Consider the following 21,896-nt stretch of genomic DNA (forward strand, 5'->3'; position numbering starts at 1 on the left):
TCGCCGGCGGCGATCGTCGAGAGCAGGCCGTCGAGCTGAACCTTGTGCTGCTCGAGGTGCTCCAGGAGGTCGGCCGTGCCCGGATCGTCAGCGGGCATGCGGTCGAGTCCCTCGCGCAGGCGCCGGACCGCCTTCTCCGCCGATCGGAGGTCCTGCCGTTGCGCCGCGTCGACCACGAGGGCCGCGACCTCCAGCAGATCGCCGACCGGCCCATCCGGCCCGCGCTTCCACAGCTCCTCACGGGTCGACCGGGCCTGTTCGAGCAGATCTTCCACGGCGGCGCGATCGTCGGGGGCGGCGATCTGCGACGCCAACGCCGCCTTCATGAGCGGCAGCATCGCGGCGTGAGGGCTGTCGTACGGGACGCTGACCGACGAGAGCCCCGCCAGCGCGTCCGTGAGGTCATGGGCGGATCCCCCGCGTAGGGCGCCGGCCAGATGGGTGATGACGCCCAGCATCTCCCGGTTGCCGGGACTCGCCGGGTCGTCCTCGGCCTCGTCGAGAAGCCGCTGGAGCGGCCCGACGTCCCCGGGCGCACCGAGGGCGGCCTCCTTGGCCCGTTGGGCGGCCAGCAACCGCGCCACCTGGGCGCGGTCGGCGGGACTGCCGCCGGCCGCCGCGAAGTCCGACTCGGCGCGCGCGAGCGTCTCCGGCTGGCGGTCGTGCTGATGGAGACGGGCGTACGCCATGGAGCGGGCGAGCAGGTCACCCGACTCGGTCAGGTGGTCGATCGCGTCGGGGAGATCCTCGATCGACATGCTGGCAAGCACGTTCAGCAGGTGTTCGCCGTCCAACTCCGGTACCCGGCCTTCCGGTGCGTCGTCCGCTCGGCCCGCATCAGAACCGGGCCCCACCCGTCCCTGACGGACCGCGGGACGCCGCCGGGTCACGGCTGCGCGAACCGCCAGCCCACGCCGTAGCCGCGCCCCTGCCGCAGCCGCCGGAACTCCGCCACGACGTCACCCGCGCCGTCCACGCCGAGCCGGTCGTGGCGGCGGTCCGGATCGTCGAGCAGTCCCTGCGGCAGCCCGTCGATCCGCCACAGCGCGGCGGGCTCGCGACCGGCGAAGCGGACCCGCACCAGTCCGTAGTCGCAGGGATCCAGCGGAGTGATCACATAGCGGTCGCGGATCCGCTGCCCAGGCGCCACCCGGAAGTGCATGCACAGCTTGTGGTTCCGGTCGGCGCTCAGCGTCTCGGGCAGGGCGAGCCGGACCTCGAAGTGGCGGTTGCCGTTGCCCCGTGCGACGCTGCGGATGCGCGCGCCGTAGAGCACGTCGATGAGGAGGTCGGCACCGTCCGAGCTGTCGGTGTCCGGGCGGGGCAGGTCGAGCCGGACGACGATCTCGTCGAGATCCCGGGTGGCGACGATGGTCCGGGCCTCGTACAGCTCCGGCGTCGGGGTGTCGAGCCGGAGCAGCGCCTCCAGCGACCGGACCCGCCACCCGGAGTCGAGATCCCCCGCGAGGCGCGTCGCCCACTCGGCCTCCGCCGCCGCGGCCAGCAACTCGGTGACCTGCTCCGAACGGCGCCGGGCGGTCCGCAACTCGTATCTCTGCTCCCGGGCCAGCTGAGCCTGCCGGGTGGTCAGGTCGGCGTAGGCGTGCTCCGCGTCGACGGCGTAGGTCAGCTCCACCACACGGACCAGGTCCGCCGGCAGGTCCCGGGCCAGGGAGAGCAGCCTCTGGCCGACCCGCTCGCGCACCACCCGGTCGGGGTCGGTCGGCGTGGTCCCGCTCAGCTCGTGCAGCCGTGGTCCGACGAGCCGCCCCAGCGACGCGCTCAGCAGGCCCCGCCGCCGGCGGAGTTCAACGAGTTCCCGGTGGAGCTCGTCCTGAAGGGACACGACCGCCTCCCCGGTCCGTCAGTAGTCGTCAACCGAAACCGTACTCTGTGGGGTCACGTTGGCTCAGGTACCCGATGAGGCGCTGCGTACGCTTGTCGACTCGGCATCGACAGCGATGAAGATGTTCGGCGAGGCGGACAGCGGGCCGTGGCGCTTCACCCGTTGCTGGCTGCGCCTGGTCGCATTCGACCAGCACGGCCGGCGGCCGGCCGACCTGTCGGCGGCTCTCGCGGACTTCGACATGCTGCCGGCCGATCTGCCGGGGCGGTGCAAGCTCGCGCAGATCCTGGTCAACGCCATCCTCCGCTCGGGACGCTTCACCGCACACCTCGATCGAGCGGTCGCGTTGTCTGAGATCGCCGCCGCCGACCCGCACCCCCTGCCCGAGGCGGAGCTGGGCGCGGCGGTCGTGCGGTCCACCGCGCTGGCGCGGGCGGTGGCGGACAGCGCGCCCGGCGTCACTCCCCGGGGAGCTCTCGCCGAGGTGGAGGGGCTGGCCCGGGTCGTGGGCGATCGGCAGCCGTACGCGCAGATGGTGGACAACGCGCGTGTCGGCCTCGGCGTGGTGGTCAGCGGACTGGACGGTGGTCCGGCGAGTATGGCGCGGTCCTCGGCGGACATGGAACACGCGCTCCAGGTCATGGCCGGCCTGATGTCCGGCAACCCGCGGGGGACGGCGCGCATCGCGGCGCTCAAGAGCTTCTCCGAGGTCTACGCGGCGGTGGCCCGTGGTGACCTGCCGGCCGTGTGGACGGCCCTGGACCGCGCGGAGGAAGTCGCGTCGTCGCTGCCCGCCGACGATGCGGTACGGAGCGCGGTGCGTGCCATCCGGATCCAGTTCGACGCGTTGCGGGAGACGGCGAATCCCGCCCCGGCCGGTACTGCCCCGCGGGGGAGCGATCCGGTCGATCCGGAGCTGCGCGCGCGGCTCGCCGCGTTGCGCGCGCTCGCCGAGCAGCCCGGCCAGACACCGCACGAACGGGCGAGGCACCTGCATGTGCTCGGAGTGGCGCAGTTGCGGCACGGCTTCCACAGCAGAGGCCTGCTGGACGCCGCGATCAGCGACCTTCGCGCGGCACTGGACCTGGTGCCGGGCGATGACGCACAGCGGGTGCCGTACCTGACGAGCCTCGGCACCGCGTACCTGCGCCGAGTCGAGAAGCTGGCACGCCGCGCGGATCTCGTCGAGGCCGTCCGGCTGCTCGAACAGGGACGCGAGCTGGCGGGCTCGAACCAGCACCAGCAGTGGACGCAGTTGTCCAGCCTGTTGGCGCACGGGTACCGGATGGCCGGCGACAAGCCGCGGGGCCGGGAGGTCGCGCTCGCCGGGCTGCGCGGGCACGCCTGGAACGTGTTGCTGACGGGCGGCATCAGCGACGCCGATGCGGCCGCGCGGAACGCCGCGGGCGACGCGCTCGACGTCGCGAGATGGTGCCTCGCCGACGGCGATCCGGGATCCGCGGCGCTGGCGCTGGACGCCTGTCGCGCGTTGATCCTCTACGCGGCCACCGAGACCCGTGACCTCGGCGCGCGTCTGGCCGATGCCGGCCGGGCCGACCTCGCCGCACGGTGGCGCGACGCCGTCGCCGAGACCGAGCCTGAGCTCGTGCCGGGTGAGCTGCGCCGGGAGGTCATTGCGGCACTGGCCGGGATCGGCATCACCGAGGACGGCACGACGACGGCCGCGCCCGACGCCGCCACGACGCGGCTGCTCGCCCCGCCCGACCTCGACGAGATGCGGGCGGCGCTGACCGCACTGGGCGCCGACATGATCGTCTATCTGATGCCCGGTGACGAGAAGTCGGGCGCGGTGGTGATGGTGCCGCGCGCGGAGCCGCCGAGCTGGTTCCCCCTGGCGACGCTGAGTAAGCAGGGGAGGGCGGGCTTCGACGCGTTCCTCACCGCGACCACCGCCGGCAGCCGTGCCTCCCGGGTCGCGGTGGCCGGATCCTGGTCCGCGACTGCGGGGACGGCACGCAAGACGCTCGACGACGTCTGCGACTGGGCGTGGACGGCCGCGATCGGTCCACTGCTGGAGCGCTGCCCGCAACCGGCGGACGGGCGTGCGCCGCGCCTCGTGCTGATCCCGATGGGCGAGCTGGCCCGCATTCCCTGGCACGCCGCCCGCCGCAGGACGGATCGGGGGTTGCGGTACGCGATCGAGGACGCGCTGTTCTCGTACGCGCCGTCGGCTCGTCTGCTGTGCGACCTGGCCTGGCGGGCCCCGGTGCCGCTGTCCGACTCCGGCCTGGTGGTGGGTGACCCGGACACGGCGGGTGCCGCCGCGGACCTGCCGGCGGCCCGGGCCGAAGCGCTGGCGGTGCGGGAGCGGTTCTACCCCCGTGCCCGGTACGTCGGCCGCACCCCGGACGGAGTCGCGGCCGACGGTGGGGTGGGCACCCGGGCGGATCTGCTCGGGTGGCTCGCCGACGAGCACGCCGGAACCATGCTGCACCTGGCCTGCCACGGCGTGGTACGCCCCGGCCGCGCCGGGGCGGACACGTCCTACCTCCTGCTGGCCGGTGGGGAGCGGATGTCGGCCGAGGAGATCGTCCGGGTCGCGCCGGCCCGTTCCATCGCCCTGGCGGTGCTGGCCGCGTGCGGCAGCGGCGTCTGCGGCCGCGCCGACGACGAGGCGTTCAGCCTGAGCACCACGCTGCTCGCGAACACCGCCACCGCTGTCGTCGGCGCCCAGTGGAGCGTGCCGGACGCCGCCACGTCGGTGCTGATGTACATGTTCCACCACTACCTGCGCCGCGAGGGCCTCGCACCGGCCGACGCCCTCCGCGCGGCCCAGCGGTGGATGATCTCCGACGCGCAGCGGGTGCCCGCCGAGATGCCCGCTGCGCTGCGCGCGGCAGTGGACCGCACCACGGCGGCCGATCCCGTCGGCTGGGCCGCATTCGTCCACTTCGGGCGATGAGGTCGACGGCTGGCCACCAACTGGCCACAGAGTCGGCCCGGCGATGACCGGCAGGCGGCCCGCGGCGAACCCCACGATTGATCTGTCAACCGCGGGGTGAGCTGCCCGACCGGCCGGCGTCCAGCGCACTGGTGGTCTCCGCACGCTCCACCCCGGTGATCGCCGCATCGGAAGGAGCGCTGTGACGAGTTCGCACCCCGCCCCGGCAGACGCCGAGGTCGCCTACGTCCGCCTACTGGCAGGTCGCGGTCAGTTGGCGGCAGTGGCGCGGGCCGCGTCACCGGCGGAGCGCCGGCGGCTGACCGCCGGCGCGTGGGCGATGGCCTGGCCGCTGGTCTTCGCCCGCGTCACCCGGCCGGTCGAACACCGGCGCGGCCACTTCGTCTGCGCGGCGTCCCTGCCGCAGTTGGCCGACGAGTGCCTCCACGGTTTCCACGACGACGTGGAAGCGGTCGTGGAGGATCTCCTGACGCATGCCGTGGTGCCGATACGCGACGTGGAGGCCTGGATGGCCCGGCGGCTGACCGCTGTCACAGTCGACGCGCACCGGCGGCGCCGGGGGCGACGGGGAGCGCTGCAACGTCCGCGCGTCCCCGGCTGGCTGGCCGACGCCCTGAGCCACGACGTCTGGCTGATGGAACTCGCTGTCGAGATCCTCAACTGGGTGGGCGTCACCGCCAGCGCGGGCGCCGACGTCTGGCCGCTGCAGAGCTGGGCCGCGCGACGCGTCGCCGCGACGGGCGACTGGGTGGGGAGCGACGCGGCGGCGGTGGTGCGCGAGGTCGAGGAGGTGCTCGCGGCGATGCGGCGCCGCCCGGCCTGGTTCGCCAGGTACGTCGAGCGACCGATGGGCGCCAAGCCGGCCCCGGTGGCGGCGACCCCGGTGGACGAGACCGCGGACCAGGGCTCGCCGGCGACCGGCGGCGAGATCGACGAGGCGCGGCTGCGAGCGCTCGCCGCGGCCGTCATCGACGCGCTCGACGAGGCTCTGGGTCGAGGCGCCGATCCGCACGAGGCCGTCGTGCGGATCGTCACCGCGGTGTTCGGGGAGGGCACCGGGGGAGACGAACTGGACCGCGTGCCGGGCTCGGCGCCCGCCTTCGACGAGCGGATCTCAGCCAGACTCGCCGACCCGGCCGTCGTCGCCCGGGTGGTCGCCGCCGTCCAGCAGATCGTCTGTGACCCCGAGCGTTGACTCCAGGGTCCGGCGGCGCTCGTCGAGGTCGGCGGCGAGCGCCTCGGCCGGGACGCCGTCCGCCGCCGCGGCACGGCAGGCAGCGCGAAGCTCCTCCTCCACGAGGCGTTGGAGCTTCGCGCTCTGCTCGGGCGAGAGTCTCACCCGCACCGCTGGCCGGCCGGCTGAATGATCACGAGACGATTCTGCACCGCCAAGGTCTCGATGAGGTTCCCGTTGCGGTCCGTGTCGGGCACGAAATCGGCGAACTCGGTGCCGACGCCGATGGGGGTCAACCGGCGCTTCGGCACGCCGAGTTCGACGAGCACACTGACCGCCTTCTCCGCCCGGCGGGTCGACAGGCCGTGGTCGTCCCCGTCGGGCAGGGCGGTGGTGCCGATGACCGTCGCCGGGATGTTCAGGCGCTTGAGTTCCGCGGCCACCGGTTCGAGCACCTGACGGGCCTTCGCCGGGTCGCGGAACTCCGCCTTCTGGCCCAGGAAGCCGATCTGATCCTCCCGGAGGCGGAAACACCCGCCGGACCTGGGAGCCTTCTCGGGTTCGAACGGCACCGGCGTGACGGACGGCAGGCCGTCGGCGGGCGGAAGGTCCCGCAGGTCGGTGGGGTCGAACTCGACCTGTGCCTCGGCGTGGCCGAGCACGCCCTCCCAGAGCGCCTCCAGCATCACCGCGGCATCGCTCGGTACCCGCGCCTGCCTGCCGGCGGACGAGCCGAGCCCGGTCCACAGGATCGGCAACCGCGCCAGGTCGTCGAGGCGGCCCTTCTCGGCCAGCGGGGCCACGACCGCCTCGGGCTCGGCGGTGAGCGCACCGGGCGCCTGCAACGGCATGGCGCCGACGGTCTGCAGGCCGTTGTCGATCACCACCATCGACTTGTCACCCTTGTACGTGCGCAGCACACGGGCCGCGGTGAGGACCGCCTCCAGGGTGTCGGCCTCCCCGACCTCGGCCTTCACGCCGCCCAGTAGCCGGTTCACCTTGGCCACGAAGCTCCTGAACGCGGCGTCGCAGGTGGTGGCGCTGTCGCAGGCCTGGTCGATCTGCCCGGTGTAGCGGACCTTGGGGTCGCCGGTGACGTCCACGACGACCATCGTGTCCCGCTTGTCGAACGCCGCCCGGAGACGGTCCGTGGCCATCTTCGTCAACTGCGGCCGGGGCATGTTGTTCCGTCCGCCGACGACGAGCGCGATCGCGCCGTCGCCGGGAGGCGGGTCGCAGGCCGTCAGCGTGGTCGCGACGATGCTGATGGCGACGGCCGCGGCTACACGGCGGCGCAGTCTGGCGGTCATCTGGCACCTTCCTCGGAATTGTCGTCGGCACCGGCGTCCTGGACGGTCAGCGCGTCGGTGGCCTGGGGGTCGCCCTGATAGCCGGCGTTGTGCAGGTTCGCGTCGGCGCGCAGGGAGTCGGTCCGTACGTCCTGCCGGCCCTGTTCGAGGTCGAACTGTTCGGCGTCGTACTCGCGGTCCTGTTCGCGTACCGCCCGCCGTCCCTCGGCGATCCGCATCTCGTGTGCCAGCCGGGCCTGCTCCTCGGCGAGCCGTCGCCGCTCGCGCAGCAGGCGGTGGATGTGGGCGGTGCGCGGGTCGCCGTGCTTGTAGGCGAACGTCATCGCGATCGCCCCGGTCAACAGGTAGAGACCGAGCAGCAGCGCGGCCATCTGGATCGAGGTCTGGGTCAGGCCGTCACCCGCGGCGTCGACGGCTTCCGCGGCGTCGGCCAGGTCGCCGGTGGCGTCGCTGCTCGGCTCGCTGTTCGTCGCGCGGATCCATCCGATCAGGCCGCCCAGCGACAGCCACAACAGGCTGACCGTGCAGATCCAGACCAGGCTGCCGCCGTAGCCCTCGCGGCGGGAACGGGCCCACGCGCCCACCAGGTGGGCGCCGGCCACCGAACCCAGCGCCAGGGCGCTGACGAAGAATCCGACCAGCAGGCTGTCGCGCTGGATGAGCCGGTTGAGCGTCTGCCAGAAGCCGAACGCGTCCGCGCCCGCGAGCACGAGGAGCAGGGCCCACCCGCCCAGCCGGACCCAGCGTGACGATGCCAGCGCGGCCTCGTCGCGCCGCTGCGCCAGGCGTCCAGGCCCGTGGGCGCCGGGCCCGGACGGTGCGTCGCCGTTCGACGGCGGTGACGGTGGTACGGGCGGCGGCGGAATCAGGGTACGAACGTGGCCCTGGCGGTCCGTGTAGGACGTGGACTCCTCGTGTGGCGGCGGGTGGACAGGGGCGGTCACGGCGTCCTCCGGTCGTCTGGTCGGTCCGGCTCCGCCGGTCGGCGGGCGGGCGGCTCGGCTCCCCACAGCGGGTGGCGCCGGGGATCCGCGCCGTCGAAGAGCCACTCGAGGTGCCGCTCGATCTCGGCGAGCCGTCGTGCGTTCAGGTCGGAGAGCTGGCGGACCCGTTCGACCTCGGCCGCGGCGTTCTCCTCGAGCTGCGTGAGCACGCTCTGACGGGCGAGGTGCTCGGCGTGCGCGTCGACTGACCAGTCGGTCGTCCATCCCGCGATGGTCTGGTCGAAGGCGTGGGCGCTGCCCTCGTCGAGCGCGCCGGCACGGGCCAGCCGGTCGACCCGCTCCCGCAGCTCGGCGGAGGCGTCGGGAATCACCGGCGACGAGGTGGGCGCGTAGCCGTCCCGGACCCGGCGCGCGAACGTGTAGTCGACGTCCGGCGCGGATCGCCGGTGCCGGGCGGCCCCGACCGCCCGGCGCACGAGCGCGGCGAGGCCCGGCCGCCCCGCGTTCTCCCGGGGCGCGGTCATCGCTCCTCCATCCGATGCGCCTCGGCCGGTTCGTGTACCCACCGCGGCAGATCCGGCGGTCGGGTGTCGAGCAGATCGCGGAGCAGGTCGCCGTCGGGATGCCGGCGCAGCAACGCCTCGTCGTAGAGCGCCTGCTCGCGGGAACACCGCGCCCGTAGCCGCCACGCCACACCGACCGCGTGCTGGAACAGGCCGTCGATGCGTACCCGGAGCTCGGCGAGCCGCCGCTGCGCCGCCTGGATCTCCGCGCGCGCCTGGTCCCGCGCCCGGCGCTGCGGGTCGAGGCGCCGGGCGTGTTCCCGGGCACGCCGGGCCCGGATCAGCTCCTCCGGCTGGAACCGTTCGCCCATCCGGCGCTCCACGCCGGCTCCCGCCTCGCGGTGCCGTGCCTCCGCTGCCGCCAGGGCGCTCTCGAGGGCGGCCAGGTTGTCGTGGAGCAGCGGCAGCTCGGCCCGTACCCGGCGCAGCGCGCGGCGGTGCGGCTCCGCCGCAGTGGTGAAGTCGGCGTACGCGGTGGCGACCGCCAACTGGAACTCCGCGTGCAGCAGCACCCGCGTCGCCGTCTGTGCCGGCGCGGTGAGCAGCAGCGGATCAGGCCGGCGAAACCGGCCGTCGCGCCGCCCGCTGCGAGCCAGCGCCCGTCGCCGCCGCCAGGGTACGGGCGGCGGCTCGGACCCGGCCCGCGACCGTCGCGCGCCCGTCTCCACGACCGGCTGCGCCGCATCGGCCATCTCCGTCGTCATCGGCGGCCCACCTCCGTCCCGCCGGACTCCTCGCCGGCGTGTCCCTTCCTGACGGACCGTCCGTCAGGAAGGGACGAGCGTGCGTGGCAGCGGGCTGAGGGGGACATGGACGATGAGCGGACCGAAGACGGCCGGATACGCCGTCAGCGAGGCACAGCGGGCGCTGATGGCGGCGGCCCAGCGACAGCAGCAGGCGCGGCGCCGCTGGGAGCTGGCGGTTGCCGACCGGGAGCGGCTACGCGCCGAGGCGACGACGATCGGCCGGCGGTACGGCATCGAGGTGCCCGCGATCCCGTCCGTCGGCGGCCCGCCGGGCGTGGACGCGGACACCGTGGACCGGGTGCGTGCCGGCGTGTCGGACCAGACGCGTGCGCTCCGTGAGGCGCTCGTGGAGGCGGCCTCCCGGGGTGCCGCCGCCCGGGCCCGGGCCAACGCGGTCGGCCTGGGCTCGCACGGTCGCGCCGAGCGGGTGACCGCCACCACGTTCGACGCCGTCCGTCCGGTGCCGTCCCGGTCCGCGACCGGTCCGGCCTCCGACGTGCCGGCGGAGCCGCCGACGGCCGCGCCGGACACTCTGGCCGCCGACCTCGCCGAAGCCGATCGCCTGGTCGCCCGGCTTCCGTACGACGTCGAGCCGCCGCGGACGGTCACCGATCTGGTCGGTGCGGTGGCGACGGCGCCGCCGGACCGGCGCCGGGTGCTGCTGGCGCTGCTGCGGCAACACGTCACGAAGGCTCGTGAGGCGGCGTCGGCCCGGCGAGACGCGGCGGGGGCGATCGCCGAGGCCGACCTCGTCGCACGGGACACCGGCGACGAGCCGCTCGCCCGCGCCGTGGCGGCCGCGCGTGCGCAGACGGCGCGGGGACACGCGGTCGACACCGCCGCCCTGCGCGACGCGACGGTCGCCGCCGAGGCGCGGCAGCGTACGGACATGGAACGCGAACACGTACGGCAGGCGGTCGTCGAGGCGTTCGTCAGCCGTGGCTACACGGTCCTGCCCGCGGCCGAGGTGCTCACCCCGGTGGAGGGCGTCCTCGTCCGGCGCGGGCCCTCGTCCCGGCACGCGGTGCGACTCACCGTCGACGGGTCGGCCATCAGGCTCGAACCCGTCCGTGTCGGTGCCCCCGGAGAACCGCCGGGCGTGGCCGGCGACGAGGCCGCACGCGCCGCCGACGTCCGTGCGGAGCAGGAGTTGTGCGAGGACGTCCCACACATCGCGGAGGAGCTGGCGGTCAACGGGGTGCGGATCGGCCGGATCGTCGGCGCGGCGGCGGGCGCGTTGCCGCAGCCGTGGATCGAGGTGTCCACCGCGACGCCGGCGCGTGGTGCGGAGCGGGCGGGCCAGGAGCGGGCCGTGTCCAAGGAGCAGGGGCGGCGGCGAAAGCCGGGCGCCCCGCCCGCCGCCCGGGCGCGGAGCTGACATGGACGCGCAGATCAGCCGCCTTCACCACCCGGTCTCCGTGCTCGGCCCGGGACGCCGTGCCGGGATCTGGTTCCAGGGCTGCGGCATCCGCTGCCCGGGCTGCGTCAGCGTGGACACCTGGCGCCCCGACCCCGGATCGACGGTGTCGGTAGCGGCGGTTCTCGACTGGCTGCGGTCGCTGGCCGGGTCCGAGGTCGACGGAGTCACGATCAGCGGCGGCGAACCCACCGACCAGCCGGACGCCTTGGCCGAGCTGATGCGCGGCCTGGCCGGCTGGCGTGCCGAACGACCGTCCGGGCTGCGCGAGCCGGATGTGCTCGTCTACACCGGACGCGAGCCGGACTGGGTCCGCGGTGACGGCGCGCGGCTCCTCGCCGGGGCTGATGCGGTCGTCGCCGGTCCCTACGACGCGGCACGCGCCGGAACCGCCGCCCTGCGTGGCTCGGACAACCAGGAGCTCATCACGCTGACCCCGCTCGGAGCACGGCGCTACGCCGACGCCGACCGCCTGCCCCGGGCGGCCGTGCAGGTCGAGGTGTCCGATGGTGCCGTGTGGATGATCGGCATACCACTGCCCGGCGACCTCGCCGCCGTCCGGCAGGCCGTCACCGACCGGGGGGTACACCTGAGAGGGCCGTCATGGCAGACCTAGTGGAATGCGGTTTCTGTAAACGGCGGTCGGCCGCGGAGCTGGACCCCTGTCCGTTCTGCGGCACCGGACGCTCGCAGCCGCGGCCGGCCGGCGACGGCCGGGTCGCCGCCGAGCCGGTGCGGCCGCGGCCCGCGCGCCCGACGATGCTCCACCGGGAACCCGGCGCGGCCGGCCCGCAACCGGTCGCGGAGCCGGCGGGCGGGCCGGTGCAGACCGGCGCAGGCGTGCTGCGGATCGGCGCCGCGGGCCCGCCGATCACCATCCCGCCGGGCGGGCGGGTGGTCCTGGGACGGATGTCCGCCGACGATGCCGTCGGCCGCGCGCTCCACGACGACGATTTCGTGGGCAAGCACCACGCGGCGGTGGTCATGCGGGGGCGGCAGGTCGAGGTGCGCGACCTGGACTCGGTGAACGGCACCTCGGTGGACGGCCACCGCCTGCCGAAGGGCGGCGGCGGTGTGTTCGACCTGCCGGTCGTCATCCGGCTCCGGCCCCACTGCAACGTCCGCGTGGACCCGGCCGGGTGACCGGGCCGGCCGAACCGCCCCGCGACCGCACGACGCTGGACGCGGGCGAGGCCGGGGACGGCCGTCCCCGGGACCGTGCGACGGTCGACGCGGGCGAGGCTCAGGGTCGCCCACGTGACCGCGTGACCCTCGATGCGGGCGGGCACGACGGCGGCCGGCGGCGTGACCGGACGACTGTCGACGCGGACGCGGGTGGTGCCGGCCGGCGGCGGGACCGCACCACTGTCGACGCCTCCCCGGCCGGACACGACCGGCCGCCGCCCGGGGCGGCCGGGAGTGCACGCACCTTCCCGTCCGGCATCGCCGAGCGGCTCCGCAACGCCGAGTTGTACCGGCCGGACGACCTCGGCGGACAGGCCGTGCTCTATCGGGGTGCGTGGGACGACGGCCGCGACGTGATCGTGAAGATCTACCACCGGGCGCGCCCCGGCATCGAGGAGGTGTGGGCCCGGTGGGAGCGGGCCGGCGGGCAGCACCTCGTGCCGTTCGTGCTCGGCCGCACCGCCTGGGATCAAGACTACGAGGTCTCGGTCTTCCTGCCCGAGGGCTCGCTGGCCGATCTGCTGCGCCGCGAGGGCCGGCTCGACCCGGACCGGGCCCGTGACGTGCTGGCGCAGGTGGCGGCGGCGCTCGACTTCATCCACAGGGCACCCGACGGCCGGGAACGTTCGGTGGATGCGCTGGTGCACTCCGACATCAAGCCGAGCAACATCATGGTCGAGCGCACCGGCCCGATCTCGGTGAAGCTGGCGGACTTCGGGATCGCCCGCATCCTCACCCAGACGCTGGAACAGGCCGCCGGCGCCATGACCCCCGAGTACGCCGCGCCGGAACTCTTCCGCGACAGCCGGTCCGCCGCGATCGACTGGTGGGCGCTGGGCATGACGATGCTCGAGCTCCTCCAAGGGCACCACCCGTTGCGTCCGAACGGCGAGCAGCTCGACCCGTTCAGGATCAACGGGCTGGTCAACAACGAGCCGGTGCCGATCGACGGCGATGTGCCGGCCCGCTGGCAGACGCTCCTACGCGGGCTGCTCACCTGGTCGCCGGCCAGACGGTGGGGGTACGCGGAGGTCCGCCGCTGGCTCGACGGCGTCGACAGCGAGGTCGACCAGTCGATCGGTCCCCCCGCCGGCGGCGGCCCGGCCGCCCGGGTGGTGTCCGGGTCAGCGGACGGCGCGGCGCATCCGTCCGTACCGGCCTTCCCGTTCGCCGGTACGCAGGTGCGCCACCCCCGCGAGCTGGCGGCACTGTTCGCGGCGAACTGGCGGCAGGCCGGTCACCTGGTGGCCGGCGTCGGCTGGTACCAGATGCTCGAATGGTCCGAGGCGATCTCGCCGCACCTGAGCGCGGCGCTTCGCGATGTCCATCTGCGGCACGTGCTGCCGCGCAGCCCCGTGGACCGGACGATCGCGGAGATCATCGTGCGCCTCGATCCGGAGGCCCCGCCGACCTTCCGTGGCTACCGCGCCGACCCGCAGGGCGTGGTGGGACTGCTGACGGCGGCCGAGGCCGGCATCGACGACCACGCCCCCGAACTGCCCGGCCTGGACCGCGACGTCGGCGATGTCACAGCCGAGGAGGCCGCGGAGGCGTTGGCGGCTGTCGAGTCGCTTCGCGCCAGCGGTGCCCTGCGCGTTCTCGACCGCCTGCCCGGCGGTTCGGGCCTCGCCGCTGTCGACGACCGGTGGCAGCGCTGGTACCGGCGCGCCCGGGCCATCGCCGTACAGGCCCTCGGCGAGTTCGAACGGCTGCCCAACCGGCGGCTGCTCCTGCCCGTCCTCCTGCGGGCCGCGCTGGACCCGGTCGCAAGGGCGGAACTGGCCCACCGTGTCCGCGCCGCGGTGACCCGTGAGGCACGCCGGGCCGGCTGGGTCAGGCGTCTGACCCGGCGCACCGGCGGGCCAGACGGCCCGGCCGCCCAGGCGGTTCTTCTGCTGTGGGCGCACCGAGCCGAGATACGGCAGGTGGTCCGGGCTGAGCCGCATGCCGGCTTCGCGGGACACGTCCAGCGGTTGCGGGCCCAGGTCGACGCGCAGATCCTGGCTGCGGGGCCGCCACGCGCACCGGGACACTGGTTGCCTGACGAGAGCCGGCGGCCCGCGACGCGGGCACCTCGGCCGCGCCGTACCGGCGGAGTGCCGGCGGCCTGGTTCGCGGCCGTGACCGGCTACGTCGTGCTCGTCACGATCGCGGGCACCGGCGTCGCGCTGGGCACCTCAGTCGGGCAGGGCCTGCTCACTGCGGGGGCGCTGCTGCTCGTCGGCCTGTGCCTGTGTGCCGGTCTCCGCCTGCCGCGGTCGGCTCTGAGCGGTGCGTTGCTGGGCGCCTTCGGTGGAGCGGTCGCCGGCCTGGCCGTGTCGGCTCTGCCGGGCGCGGTGGCCGGGATGACGCTGGGGCCCGTCGTGGGCTGGCCGGTCTTCTGGGGCTCATGGGTGTTGATCGTGCTAGTGGCGGCGGCGAGGGGAGCGTTCGATGAGCAGGCGCCCTGACGGGCAGGTGACCGCAGTGGTCGTGGTGGCCGCGACGGCGCGTAACCGGCGTCGCGGTAACGAGGATGCGATCGGGGTGGACGGCTGGGCGGTGTACGGCGACCCGGCCCGCCCGCTCGACCTGCTGCTACCGGTGGATCCGGGCCGGCCGGCGCGGGTGGCGGTGACCGATGGCATCGGCGGACGCCCGGACGGGGACGTCGCTGCCCGGCTCGGCGCGCAGATGCTGACCGCGGACGACGGCGGCGACGATGTGGCGCACCTGCCGGAGCGTTTCCGCCGGACCGATCAGGCGATCAGGGCCCGGGGAGCGGAGATCGGCAGTCCGGACATGGCGTGTACGGCCGCGCTGCTGGTGGTCCACCACGACGGCGCCGCCGTCGCCGCCAACGCCGGGGACGTGCGGATATACCAGATTCGGGACGGCTACCTCGGTCAGCTCACGCAGGACCACCGGGTCACCCCCGACGGCTCAGCGGTGAACCGGTGCCTCGGCGGCACCCGCAGCCCGGCCGACCCGGCTCTCTTCAGCACGCGTCTGCGACCGGGTGACCGCCTGCTCCTCTGCAGCGACGGTCTACACGACGCGGTGAGCCCGGAGGTGATGGGACAGAGCCTCCTGAGCGGCGACGACCGGGCAGTGGCCGCGCGGCTGGTCCGCGCGGCGCTCGCCGGCTCGGCTGAGGACGCCGGCGACAACGTGACCGTCGCGCTGATAACGGTGGTCGGCGCCGGGCGGAGTACGAGTGCCCTGCCTGCCGCCGTGCCTCCGGCATCCGTGGAGACGGCGGCCGGCCCTCGGGCGACCGGTGGCGTGCGCGGCGGGATCTGGCGGCGTAGGAAGAAAGGCGAGTAGCCTCCTACGCCGCCCTCAACGCAGGTCAGTGCGACTCCACGTGGGCCACCCCCCGGCTGTGTGGGAATCCCTTCCGGCCACATCCCGGCCGCTGATCGGAATTGGACCGGGAAAACGGCGTGCGGAATCCGACCGAAACCGGAATCGGCAGGGGGCAGTGGCGCGGTCGTCAGCCGGCCGGCGTCCTCGTCAGGCTCGCACCGACGAGGTGGTGCCGACGGCCACCCAGCAGTGCTCGACGAAGCTCTTCTCGGGCAGGTCGACGACGACCGGCGTGAAGTCGCTCGGCAGCGGCGGTTCGGCGGCGTGGACGATCACGTCCTGGAAGAGCACGTCCGGGATGCCCAGGACGAAGTCGGCTGCGGCGTGCTCGCGCAGCGCCGTTCGTAGCGGAGGGCTGTCGAGAAGGCGGTGCACGGCAATGGTCGACGAGCCCACCCACCCGTTGCATGCCGGTTTGACCAGACCCCGATGGAGCGCCAGCCGCAGGCGCAGCCGAGCGTCCGGTGTGGCGACCGCGTTCACCTCGCGCAGGGCGGTGCCGAGTTCGTCGATCAGGCGTGGGATCACCGCCGACTCGTCGATGCCGGGAGGCAGCACCGTGAACTGGCCGTCACCGTGCGCTTGCGGCGCCACTGCGGAGTCGGCGATGCCTGCGGCGCGACGGGCCCGGGCGAGAATGTCGACGAGAAGACCCTGGATCCGTTCGGTCTCGGCGTTGGTCCGGCTGCTGTAACCCGACACGTCGGCGGCCATGCAGAGCCGGACCGCCGCCGAGCCGGTCACGTCGGCCGGGCCGGTGAGGGCCGGGACCGATTCGCTGAAGGCGATCGAGTCACGCAGGTCGGCGTGCAGAACCGTGGACGCGCGTGTCGACACGTCGACGTGCATGTCGATCGTGCCGTGAATCTCCGCGAGGTCTGCGGGGACCTCGATCAGCGCGTGCACGGCGTATGAACGGGGCAACAGGAGGGCGCTGCGCGGATCCTCGTACGTCCAGCGGAACCGGTGGTTCTGCAGGCCGAGCGTCCACGCGCGGGGAACGCCCCGTCGGTTGAGCAGCCGGCGCAGCCAGTCCGGCCGGGCGCGGGTGGCGGTGACCGTGTGCGCGGCAGCCGTGGAGGCCGGAGCCGGCCCGGCGTTGTCGAAGGTCAGCCCGAGCGCGCCGCCGTCACCGTCGAGCCGCAGCGCCACGGCGCGTCGGTCGGCCAGCTCGACCTCGAACCGGACCGCCTGGTAGCGCTCGCCGTCACCGAGGTCGCCGAGGTCGAACGCGAAGATGGCGCCCACGTACCGGTATCCGGCACCGGCACGCCGCTGTAGCGCCGGCGGCAGGTCCGGACCCGGTACCGGGTAGATCACCGGGCGCCCGCAGCGGACGGCGTCGCCGATCACCCGGACGTCCCGGTCGTCCGCAGAACGCCCGGGCGCGGACACGAGCTCGCGTCCGGCTAGGACATCGGACGGGTGCAGCAGTTCGATGGTGTCCGCCGTCATGGTGTCTCCCTGGCCGGTACGCGGGTGCCCTTCAGCGATAGCTGACGGACACGCGCTCGGCCGATGCCCCGTCGCATGGGTTCCTGCGATCTCGGCGTCATGCGTCTGAGTCTTGAACGGCTCGGGCAGACGCGCCAAGGAGCCGGTCAGATCGAGACCGTGAAAAGGGCCCATGCCCAACCGCCCGTCAGCTCGGCATGACGTTCGGGATGCTCTTTGATGGCCCTTACGAGACATCGCAGACCCGGTACCGGCTCGCCGGCGCTCTCGGCGGCGGTGATCACCTCGCCGAGGAAGGCGCACTGGTCGCCGATCCCAGACCCACTGAGCCACTTTTGCGCGCGGGCAAGCGCTTCGTGCGGGCCTCCACCGCCACTCAGCTCGTGGTAGAAACGGGCGGCCATGAGCGCGGAGACATCCTCGCTGACGGAGAGCAGAGGGGCGACGACCGCGGTGGCGCCGGCGTGAAGGAAGGCGGCGGGCGGGCCGAAGGTCTGGTCGGGCAGGCTCGGGTCAGGGCTTGTCGTCTCGCAGCTGGCCAGGAAGATCAGCGGCCCGGCGGACAGGTCGGCACGCAGAATCTCGGACGCGCGGAGGGCCTCGCCGCCCGGCAGGTACAACGCGGTCTCGACGGCGTCGGCCCGCCCGGCTACTCCGTGAGTGCTGAAGTGCACGACCGAGCTGTCCTTGATCGCGGCCAGCGCGGCGGCCGGTTCCCGCTCGGCCACGATGGTCGTCGGTGCATACCGGGACAGACTTTCCGCCTCGGCCGTACGCAGGAAGTTGATCCTGGAGGTCGTGCCCAGCACCGCGACGGCTGAGCCAGGCACGGGCGGCGGCGGAACGGCAGCAGTGGCATGGCCACTCGCGGCGAGCAGCAGGGGACGGCCGAGCAGCCGGCGGGCCGCCACCAGGGGGAGGTCGGCGAACGGTCCGCATGGAACAACGACCAGTGGGGCGTCGGTGGGTACGAGGTCGAGCAATGGCCGGGCCACGGCCCGGTTTAGCCAGCGGCCGCAACGTGCCACAGCGGCCGGGAGGCCGGTACGGCGGTCGTAAGCGCGCCGCAGCCGTCGCCGTTGCCGAGTGACCGCATCGAGCGTGACCTCGGGCAGCAGACGGACGCCGGCCGTGCCGTCCGGGTAGGTGACGAGGACCGCCCCGCCGGGTTCCTCGCAGACGAGGTACACCGTGTGCCGGTCGTGGCGGGTGGCGATGTGCACGGGCGGCAGGCCGGGGACACAGTCGAGAGGTTCGTCGGTGGCCGGGCCGCCGCGATCGAGCCAGGCCTGCACGGCCTTCCTGGCCGCGTACGCGTGGATCGGCGTCCTCGGGGTCGAGCTGTGCCGCCGCCGCCAGCAGGCGCGACTCCCGGCCGCGGAGCACGTCGACCACGCGGGTGGCCGCGACGGGATCGCCGGCTCGCGCATGCAGCAGGGCGGTGAGCGCGGTCAGCGATTCGGCGTGCTTCTGCCAGCTCCGCTGGTCACGACGCAGTAGCTGGCCGGGCAGGATGACGCCGAGTGCCTCGAGGCCGTGGTGGCAGAAGTCGAGTGCCCGCGCGTCGTCGCCGTCCCGGACCGCCTGGAGAGCGCCCTCGCAGGCCGCCCCGAGAGCACCGATCGGCTCGTACCGCAGAAAACCCGCGAGCGCCTCGTCGAAGTCCGCGAGCCGCCGCGTGACCCCCGCGCGACCCAGCAGGAGGCCGGAGCGTCCCGAGGAGTCTCTCGGTGTCGCGGCGAGGGCCTCGTCGAACAGCGCTATCGCGGTCGTCGCCGCGTTCGGGTCGAGGCGGGTGAGGTCGTGCCAGGACCAGGCCAGGCTGCCCACCCGGCCGGGCCGGTGGATGTCAGCCGGACCGGTGAGCGCGAGCGCCTCTTCCTGAAGCGCGATCGCCGCATGGATCCCCGCTCGATGTGGCCGCCAGAGCCGTGTCGCGATGCCCGCGTGCTGGAGAATCATGGCGAGCCGGTCCTGGTCACCCGCACGCCGGGCGAGGCGCACCGCCGTCCGGTGCCGGGCGACGGCCTCGCGGAGGTACGCCCGGTCCAGTGTGACCTCGTACAGCTCGCGCAGGCCCTGGGCGGCGTTGCTGGTGATCATGGGCCGATGCTCGTCAGGGACGAAACCCTCGTCGAGCAGGCGCAACTGCGCGGCGACCGCGTCTCGGAGGTCACGGATGACGGCCGTGCGACCGTACCGGGCACGTTACGCCGCGCCGTAGTTGTTGACGCGTGAGCCGTACCAGGGATCCTGCGGATCGGTGAGCGCGAGCGACCGGCCCGCGTGGACGATCGCGGCGTCGAGGTCTTCCGGTGAGCGTTGGCGCAGCGCCACGCTCAGATTGGTCAATGCGGCCGGAAGCACCTCGTCGCCGTCGGGTAGGCGGTCCAGGAGTTCCTCGAGCCGCCGGATCGACTCGTTCAGGCGCGACCTCAGGCCCGTGTCCCGCTGGTACGCGCGGAGCAGGTCGGTGGCCTCGTTCAGCTCCTGCCGGGCCTCACTCAGGGCCGGAACTCCCAGTACGGCCCGTTCCTCGACATCATCAGGCCCAGCCCGGGCCGCTTGTCGGGCGGGTGATCATGATGAATCAGGAGGTGGATGTCGCTGACGACCGTCCGACGCTCCATCGCGTAGGAATGGCCCAGGAGGCCGGTCTCGACCCGGCTCGCGTCGATGGTGTCGATTCCGTCGAAGACGACGTCGTCGATGCCGCCCTCGCCTGCACGGGGGGCGTTGGCGAGCACGTGTGAGCCGGAGGCGGCGAGGGCGAGGTCTCTGTCGTTGACGTACAGCGTGTAGCGTTCGGCGGTGCCCGAGAAGTCGGCGACCCGGTCCCGGAACTGCTCCGAGTCGAGGTCCGGCGCGGCGAACACGACGTGCCCCAGCTCGTAGCCGGTCAGACCGCTGAGCGCCTCGGTGAGGATGCGGTTGCCCATGCTGTGCGCGATGACGTGCACCCGGCCGCCGTCGGTGGATTCCATGAGCGAGGTGAGAAACGTGCGGAACCGGCGCTGCGTGCCGTCGGCGGCCGCACCGTCGGCGACGTAGGCTGCCGGCGAGCCGGCGGACGGCCAGCTGTAGAGGACCGGCACACCGCCGAAGTCCACGTCGTACGCGAGCTGCGCGGTACGCCGCACGGCATCGACGAACGACACGTTGTAGCCGTGTACGAAGACCAGCACGTCCCGGCCGGGTGCCCGATCCCGCATCCCGCTGACGGTGGCGGTGAGGCTCTCCGACTCCTCCAGGCGCAGGCCCGTGTCCCCGGGCTTGCGGAACCGGAGGCGCCATCGCCGCTTCGGCCGGGGAAGCCTGCCGATCCGATGGTCGTCGGGAAGCGCTACCCACGCCCTGCCGCATCGCAGGGTGCGGTCGCGGCTCCGGCCGTAGAACCCGTCCGGAGCGGGGGTGGGTGCCCGGTCGGTGGCGTAGGCGATCTCGACCTCGCTGCGCCGCTCCGTCACGCCCGGCGACTGCGGGGCTCCGACGCCGCGCTCGGCACCGAGTAGGGCCGCCAGAATCGCCGACTCGACGCGGCGGTGCAGGCCGGGTGCCTCGCCCAGGACAGCCAGGACGCGATCCTGCGCGCTCTCGACCTCGTCCGGGCCGGCGGAGTCCAACTCGCGCAGCGCGTCGACCAGGGCGGACTCGATCGCGGCCTCCTCGGGCCCCGGCTCCTCCGGCCACATCGCGCCGACAGCGTCGACCAGAACGCGTGACTCGTCCATCGCATTGATGATAGGGCGCGCGGTCATCCACACCACCGCTGCCGCATCCGGCCCGCGAACCAGCACGGTCCGCTGGCGGTCAGTCTCGCTTCCCAGGTGCGGGCGCGACCGATCGGCGAGGTCTGAGGGCCGATTCCCTCCAGCGCCTCCGGCAGTTCACTCACCCGGCCGGCCGGGCCGCAGGGGAAGAGGCGGCTGTGGTCTCAGCAGTTCTCCGAGCAATGCCATGATCACCTCGGCCGAGGCCCGGGCGGCGAATGCCTTGAACCGGTCGTCCTTCTCCAGATCCGCGTGATCCATCACGCCCTTGGCGACCAGCCAGTGCGGCACCTGCCGTTCGTGCGCGACAGTGGCGATGGTCGCCGCCTCCAGGTCCAGTGCGAGGATCTTGCGCTGGCTGACCTCGAGGCGATTCCAGGTGTCCGGCGCCGCCATCACCGCAGCGCCGCTGGCCATCGGCCCCGGAGCCACGGTGAAAGGCAGGCGATCCGGACCATCGACGTCGTTGTAGAGGACCCGTTCGATGAGGGTGCGGCCGTTCGCCGTCAACGCGAGTGCACCGTCGTGCCACGCGATCAGTCCCTCGACCTCCCATCGCGACAGTCGTGACTGCCAGGTCGACCGGGGAAAGTACCGCTCGCGAGCGGGATGTGTGCGGGGGTTCTGCGCCTTGAGGAGCCGCTCAAGAAGCCAGACCTTCGCCTCCTCGTCGTCGGCGGTGCCGTGACTCGGCAAGCCGGACGGATCGAAGTTCTGAACTGCCCTTATCCATCGGCTGTCGAGCGGGATCTGCTGGTGGTCGGGCTGAAACGCATCCTTTCCGTACTTGCCCTCATCCCACTGATAGGCAGGCGAGGCGACGATGACGTCTCCGGGTGCCGTCGCACCCGGCCTGCCCGCGCACACCCCGCTCATCGCCAGACAGGTGGGCTGCAGCAGGCCGGCGAGCGCCGTGGCGATGGGGGCCGTGCTGCGCCCACCCATAGCGGTCGGTCGCGCCAGAGCCACGGAGAGGTCACCGGCATTGTTGACGGCGTACGGCTCCGGTCCTCCGACGCCGTGCTCCTCCCACTGCGACGAACCGAGCACCTGCTTCACCGCGTCGTACTCCTCGACGAGGGCAGTGATGATCAGGACGTCGACTCCGTGGTGTCGCCGGCTCCGTCCTCCGGCCCGGACGACGTTGGTCACACGGCTGTGGTGCAGGATCATGTCTCCGCCGACGGAGATGCCGCTGTTCTCGGGCATAGCTGT

Annotated in this window: 19 protein-coding genes; 8 read left to right on the forward strand and 11 right to left on the reverse strand. The window is 73.5% G+C overall.

The features are described from left to right. Both EAD96_RS23880 and EAD96_RS23885 read right to left on the reverse strand, forming a co-directional pair. Nucleotides 1–794, reverse strand: a 794-nt coding sequence (locus EAD96_RS23880) for a hypothetical protein (RefSeq protein ID WP_147457920.1), incomplete at its 3' end; no start/stop codon positions are given. A gap of 92 nt (nucleotides 795–886) precedes the next feature. After that, complete coding sequence (locus EAD96_RS23885) at nucleotides 887–1,846, reverse strand: hypothetical protein (RefSeq protein ID WP_121685843.1); 960 nt, start codon at nucleotides 1,844–1,846, stop codon at nucleotides 887–889. Between the two features lie 115 nt (nucleotides 1,847–1,961). Here EAD96_RS23885 and EAD96_RS23890 point away from each other — a divergent pair, with 115 nt between their 5' ends. Both EAD96_RS23890 and EAD96_RS23895 read left to right on the forward strand, forming a co-directional pair. Further along, nucleotides 1,962–4,769 (forward strand): CHAT domain-containing protein, encoded by a 2,808-nt coding sequence (locus EAD96_RS23890; protein WP_121685844.1) that lies wholly within the window; start codon nucleotides 1,962–1,964, stop codon nucleotides 4,767–4,769. A gap of 181 nt (nucleotides 4,770–4,950) precedes the next feature. Further along, nucleotides 4,951–5,964, forward strand: coding sequence for a hypothetical protein (locus EAD96_RS23895; protein ID WP_121685845.1), 1,014 nt, complete (start codon nucleotides 4,951–4,953; stop codon nucleotides 5,962–5,964). A 140-nt stretch (nucleotides 5,965–6,104) separates the two neighbouring features. On the opposite strand, the gene EAD96_RS23900 is transcribed toward EAD96_RS23895, so the two are convergent. The 4 genes from EAD96_RS23900 to EAD96_RS23915 are packed head-to-tail and all read right to left on the reverse strand — an operon-like array spanning nucleotide 6,105 to nucleotide 9,464. Then, on the reverse strand, nucleotides 6,105–7,253 hold the full coding sequence (locus EAD96_RS23900; RefSeq protein ID WP_121685846.1) for an OmpA family protein: 1,149 nt from the start codon (nucleotides 7,251–7,253) through the stop codon (nucleotides 6,105–6,107). Continuing rightward, nucleotides 7,250–8,197, reverse strand: coding sequence for a hypothetical protein (locus tag EAD96_RS23905; protein WP_121685847.1), 948 nt, complete (start codon nucleotides 8,195–8,197; stop codon nucleotides 7,250–7,252). The genes EAD96_RS23900 and EAD96_RS23905 overlap by 4 nt, the downstream gene beginning before the upstream one ends. Further along, the gene (locus EAD96_RS23910) at nucleotides 8,194–8,721 is read right to left on the reverse strand and encodes a hypothetical protein (RefSeq protein WP_121685848.1); all 528 of its coding nucleotides are present in this window, start codon (nucleotides 8,719–8,721) and stop codon (nucleotides 8,194–8,196) included. Before EAD96_RS23910 ends, EAD96_RS23905 begins: the two co-directional genes overlap by 4 nt. Continuing rightward, on the reverse strand, nucleotides 8,718–9,464 hold the full coding sequence (locus EAD96_RS23915; RefSeq protein ID WP_121685849.1) for a hypothetical protein: 747 nt from the start codon (nucleotides 9,462–9,464) through the stop codon (nucleotides 8,718–8,720). The genes EAD96_RS23910 and EAD96_RS23915 overlap by 4 nt, the downstream gene beginning before the upstream one ends. Before the next feature lie 112 nt (nucleotides 9,465–9,576). Between EAD96_RS23915 and EAD96_RS23920 the strand changes: the two genes are divergently transcribed. The 5 genes from EAD96_RS23920 (at nucleotide 9,577) to EAD96_RS23940 (ending at nucleotide 15,414) form a co-directional block, all read left to right on the forward strand. Then, nucleotides 9,577–10,884, forward strand: coding sequence for a hypothetical protein (locus EAD96_RS23920; RefSeq protein ID WP_121685850.1), 1,308 nt, complete (start codon nucleotides 9,577–9,579; stop codon nucleotides 10,882–10,884). A 1-nt stretch (nucleotide 10,885) separates the two neighbouring features. Continuing rightward, entirely contained in the window at nucleotides 10,886–11,539 is a 654-nt protein-coding gene (locus EAD96_RS23925) for a 4Fe-4S single cluster domain-containing protein (RefSeq protein ID WP_121685851.1), read from the forward strand. 206 nt (nucleotides 11,540–11,745) lie between these two features. Next, on the forward strand, nucleotides 11,746–12,066 hold the full coding sequence (locus tag EAD96_RS31040; protein ID WP_158614813.1) for an FHA domain-containing protein: 321 nt from the start codon (nucleotides 11,746–11,748) through the stop codon (nucleotides 12,064–12,066). A 122-nt stretch (nucleotides 12,067–12,188) separates the two neighbouring features. Further along, entirely contained in the window at nucleotides 12,189–14,558 is a 2,370-nt protein-coding gene (locus tag EAD96_RS23935) for a protein kinase (RefSeq protein WP_147457921.1), read from the forward strand. After that, entirely contained in the window at nucleotides 14,542–15,414 is an 873-nt protein-coding gene (locus EAD96_RS23940) for a PP2C family serine/threonine-protein phosphatase (RefSeq protein WP_121685854.1), read from the forward strand. The genes EAD96_RS23935 and EAD96_RS23940 overlap by 17 nt, the downstream gene beginning before the upstream one ends. Before the next feature lie 189 nt (nucleotides 15,415–15,603). On the opposite strand, the gene EAD96_RS23945 is transcribed toward EAD96_RS23940, so the two are convergent. Continuing rightward, a complete protein-coding gene (locus EAD96_RS23945; RefSeq protein WP_121685855.1) occupies nucleotides 15,604–16,911 on the reverse strand; it encodes a hypothetical protein in 1,308 nt (435 codons plus the stop codon). A 146-nt stretch (nucleotides 16,912–17,057) separates the two neighbouring features. Beyond that, nucleotides 17,058–18,206 (reverse strand): CHAT domain-containing protein, encoded by a 1,149-nt coding sequence (locus EAD96_RS23950; RefSeq protein ID WP_158614814.1) that lies wholly within the window; start codon nucleotides 18,204–18,206, stop codon nucleotides 17,058–17,060. A gap of 244 nt (nucleotides 18,207–18,450) precedes the next feature. Here EAD96_RS23950 and EAD96_RS30895 point away from each other — a divergent pair, with 244 nt between their 5' ends. Beyond that, nucleotides 18,451–19,149, forward strand: coding sequence for a hypothetical protein (locus tag EAD96_RS30895; protein WP_147457922.1), 699 nt, complete (start codon nucleotides 18,451–18,453; stop codon nucleotides 19,147–19,149). Here EAD96_RS30895 and EAD96_RS31045 read toward each other — a convergent pair. From EAD96_RS31045 to EAD96_RS23965, 3 genes are all read right to left on the reverse strand, one after another. Then, the gene (locus EAD96_RS31045; RefSeq protein WP_158614815.1) at nucleotides 19,120–19,263 is read right to left on the reverse strand and encodes a hypothetical protein; all 144 of its coding nucleotides are present in this window, start codon (nucleotides 19,261–19,263) and stop codon (nucleotides 19,120–19,122) included. The genes EAD96_RS30895 and EAD96_RS31045 overlap by 30 nt on opposite strands. Before the next feature lie 152 nt (nucleotides 19,264–19,415). Further along, nucleotides 19,416–20,642 carry an alpha/beta hydrolase gene (locus EAD96_RS23960; protein ID WP_233586148.1) on the reverse strand — a complete coding sequence of 409 codons (1,227 nt, stop codon included), beginning with the start codon at nucleotides 20,640–20,642 and terminating at the stop codon, nucleotides 19,416–19,418. Between the two features lie 156 nt (nucleotides 20,643–20,798). After that, nucleotides 20,799–21,890 (reverse strand): hypothetical protein, encoded by a 1,092-nt coding sequence (locus EAD96_RS23965; RefSeq protein ID WP_121685858.1) that lies wholly within the window; start codon nucleotides 21,888–21,890, stop codon nucleotides 20,799–20,801. Nucleotides 21,891–21,896 lie beyond the last annotated feature (6 nt).

It is taken from the genome of Micromonospora sp. BL1, from assembly GCF_003667485.1.
GTDB classification, from domain to species: domain Bacteria; phylum Actinomycetota; class Actinomycetes; order Mycobacteriales; family Micromonosporaceae; genus Micromonospora; species Micromonospora tulbaghiae.

Excerpts from the sequence above, each read along its gene's own strand:
- EAD96_RS23945 (WP_121685855.1), bottom strand. The coding sequence starts at position 16,911 with ATGACGGCGGACACCATCGAACTGCTGCACCCGTCCGATGTCCTAGCC.
- EAD96_RS23900 (WP_121685846.1), bottom strand. The coding sequence starts at position 7,253 with ATGACCGCCAGACTGCGCCGCCGTGTAGCCGCGGCCGTCGCCATCAGC.
- EAD96_RS23890 (WP_121685844.1), top strand. The coding sequence starts at position 1,962 with ATGAAGATGTTCGGCGAGGCGGACAGCGGGCCGTGGCGCTTCACCCGT.
- EAD96_RS23965 (WP_121685858.1), bottom strand. The coding sequence starts at position 21,890 with ATGCCCGAGAACAGCGGCATCTCCGTCGGCGGAGACATGATCCTGCAC.
- EAD96_RS23915 (WP_121685849.1), bottom strand. The coding sequence starts at position 9,464 with ATGACGACGGAGATGGCCGATGCGGCGCAGCCGGTCGTGGAGACGGGC.
- EAD96_RS23920 (WP_121685850.1), top strand. The coding sequence starts at position 9,577 with ATGAGCGGACCGAAGACGGCCGGATACGCCGTCAGCGAGGCACAGCGG.
- EAD96_RS23960 (WP_233586148.1), bottom strand. The coding sequence starts at position 20,642 with ATGGACGAGTCACGCGTTCTGGTCGACGCTGTCGGCGCGATGTGGCCG.
- EAD96_RS23940 (WP_121685854.1), top strand. The coding sequence starts at position 14,542 with ATGAGCAGGCGCCCTGACGGGCAGGTGACCGCAGTGGTCGTGGTGGCC.
- EAD96_RS23925 (WP_121685851.1), top strand. The coding sequence starts at position 10,886 with ATGGACGCGCAGATCAGCCGCCTTCACCACCCGGTCTCCGTGCTCGGC.
- EAD96_RS23910 (WP_121685848.1), bottom strand. The coding sequence starts at position 8,721 with ATGACCGCGCCCCGGGAGAACGCGGGGCGGCCGGGCCTCGCCGCGCTC.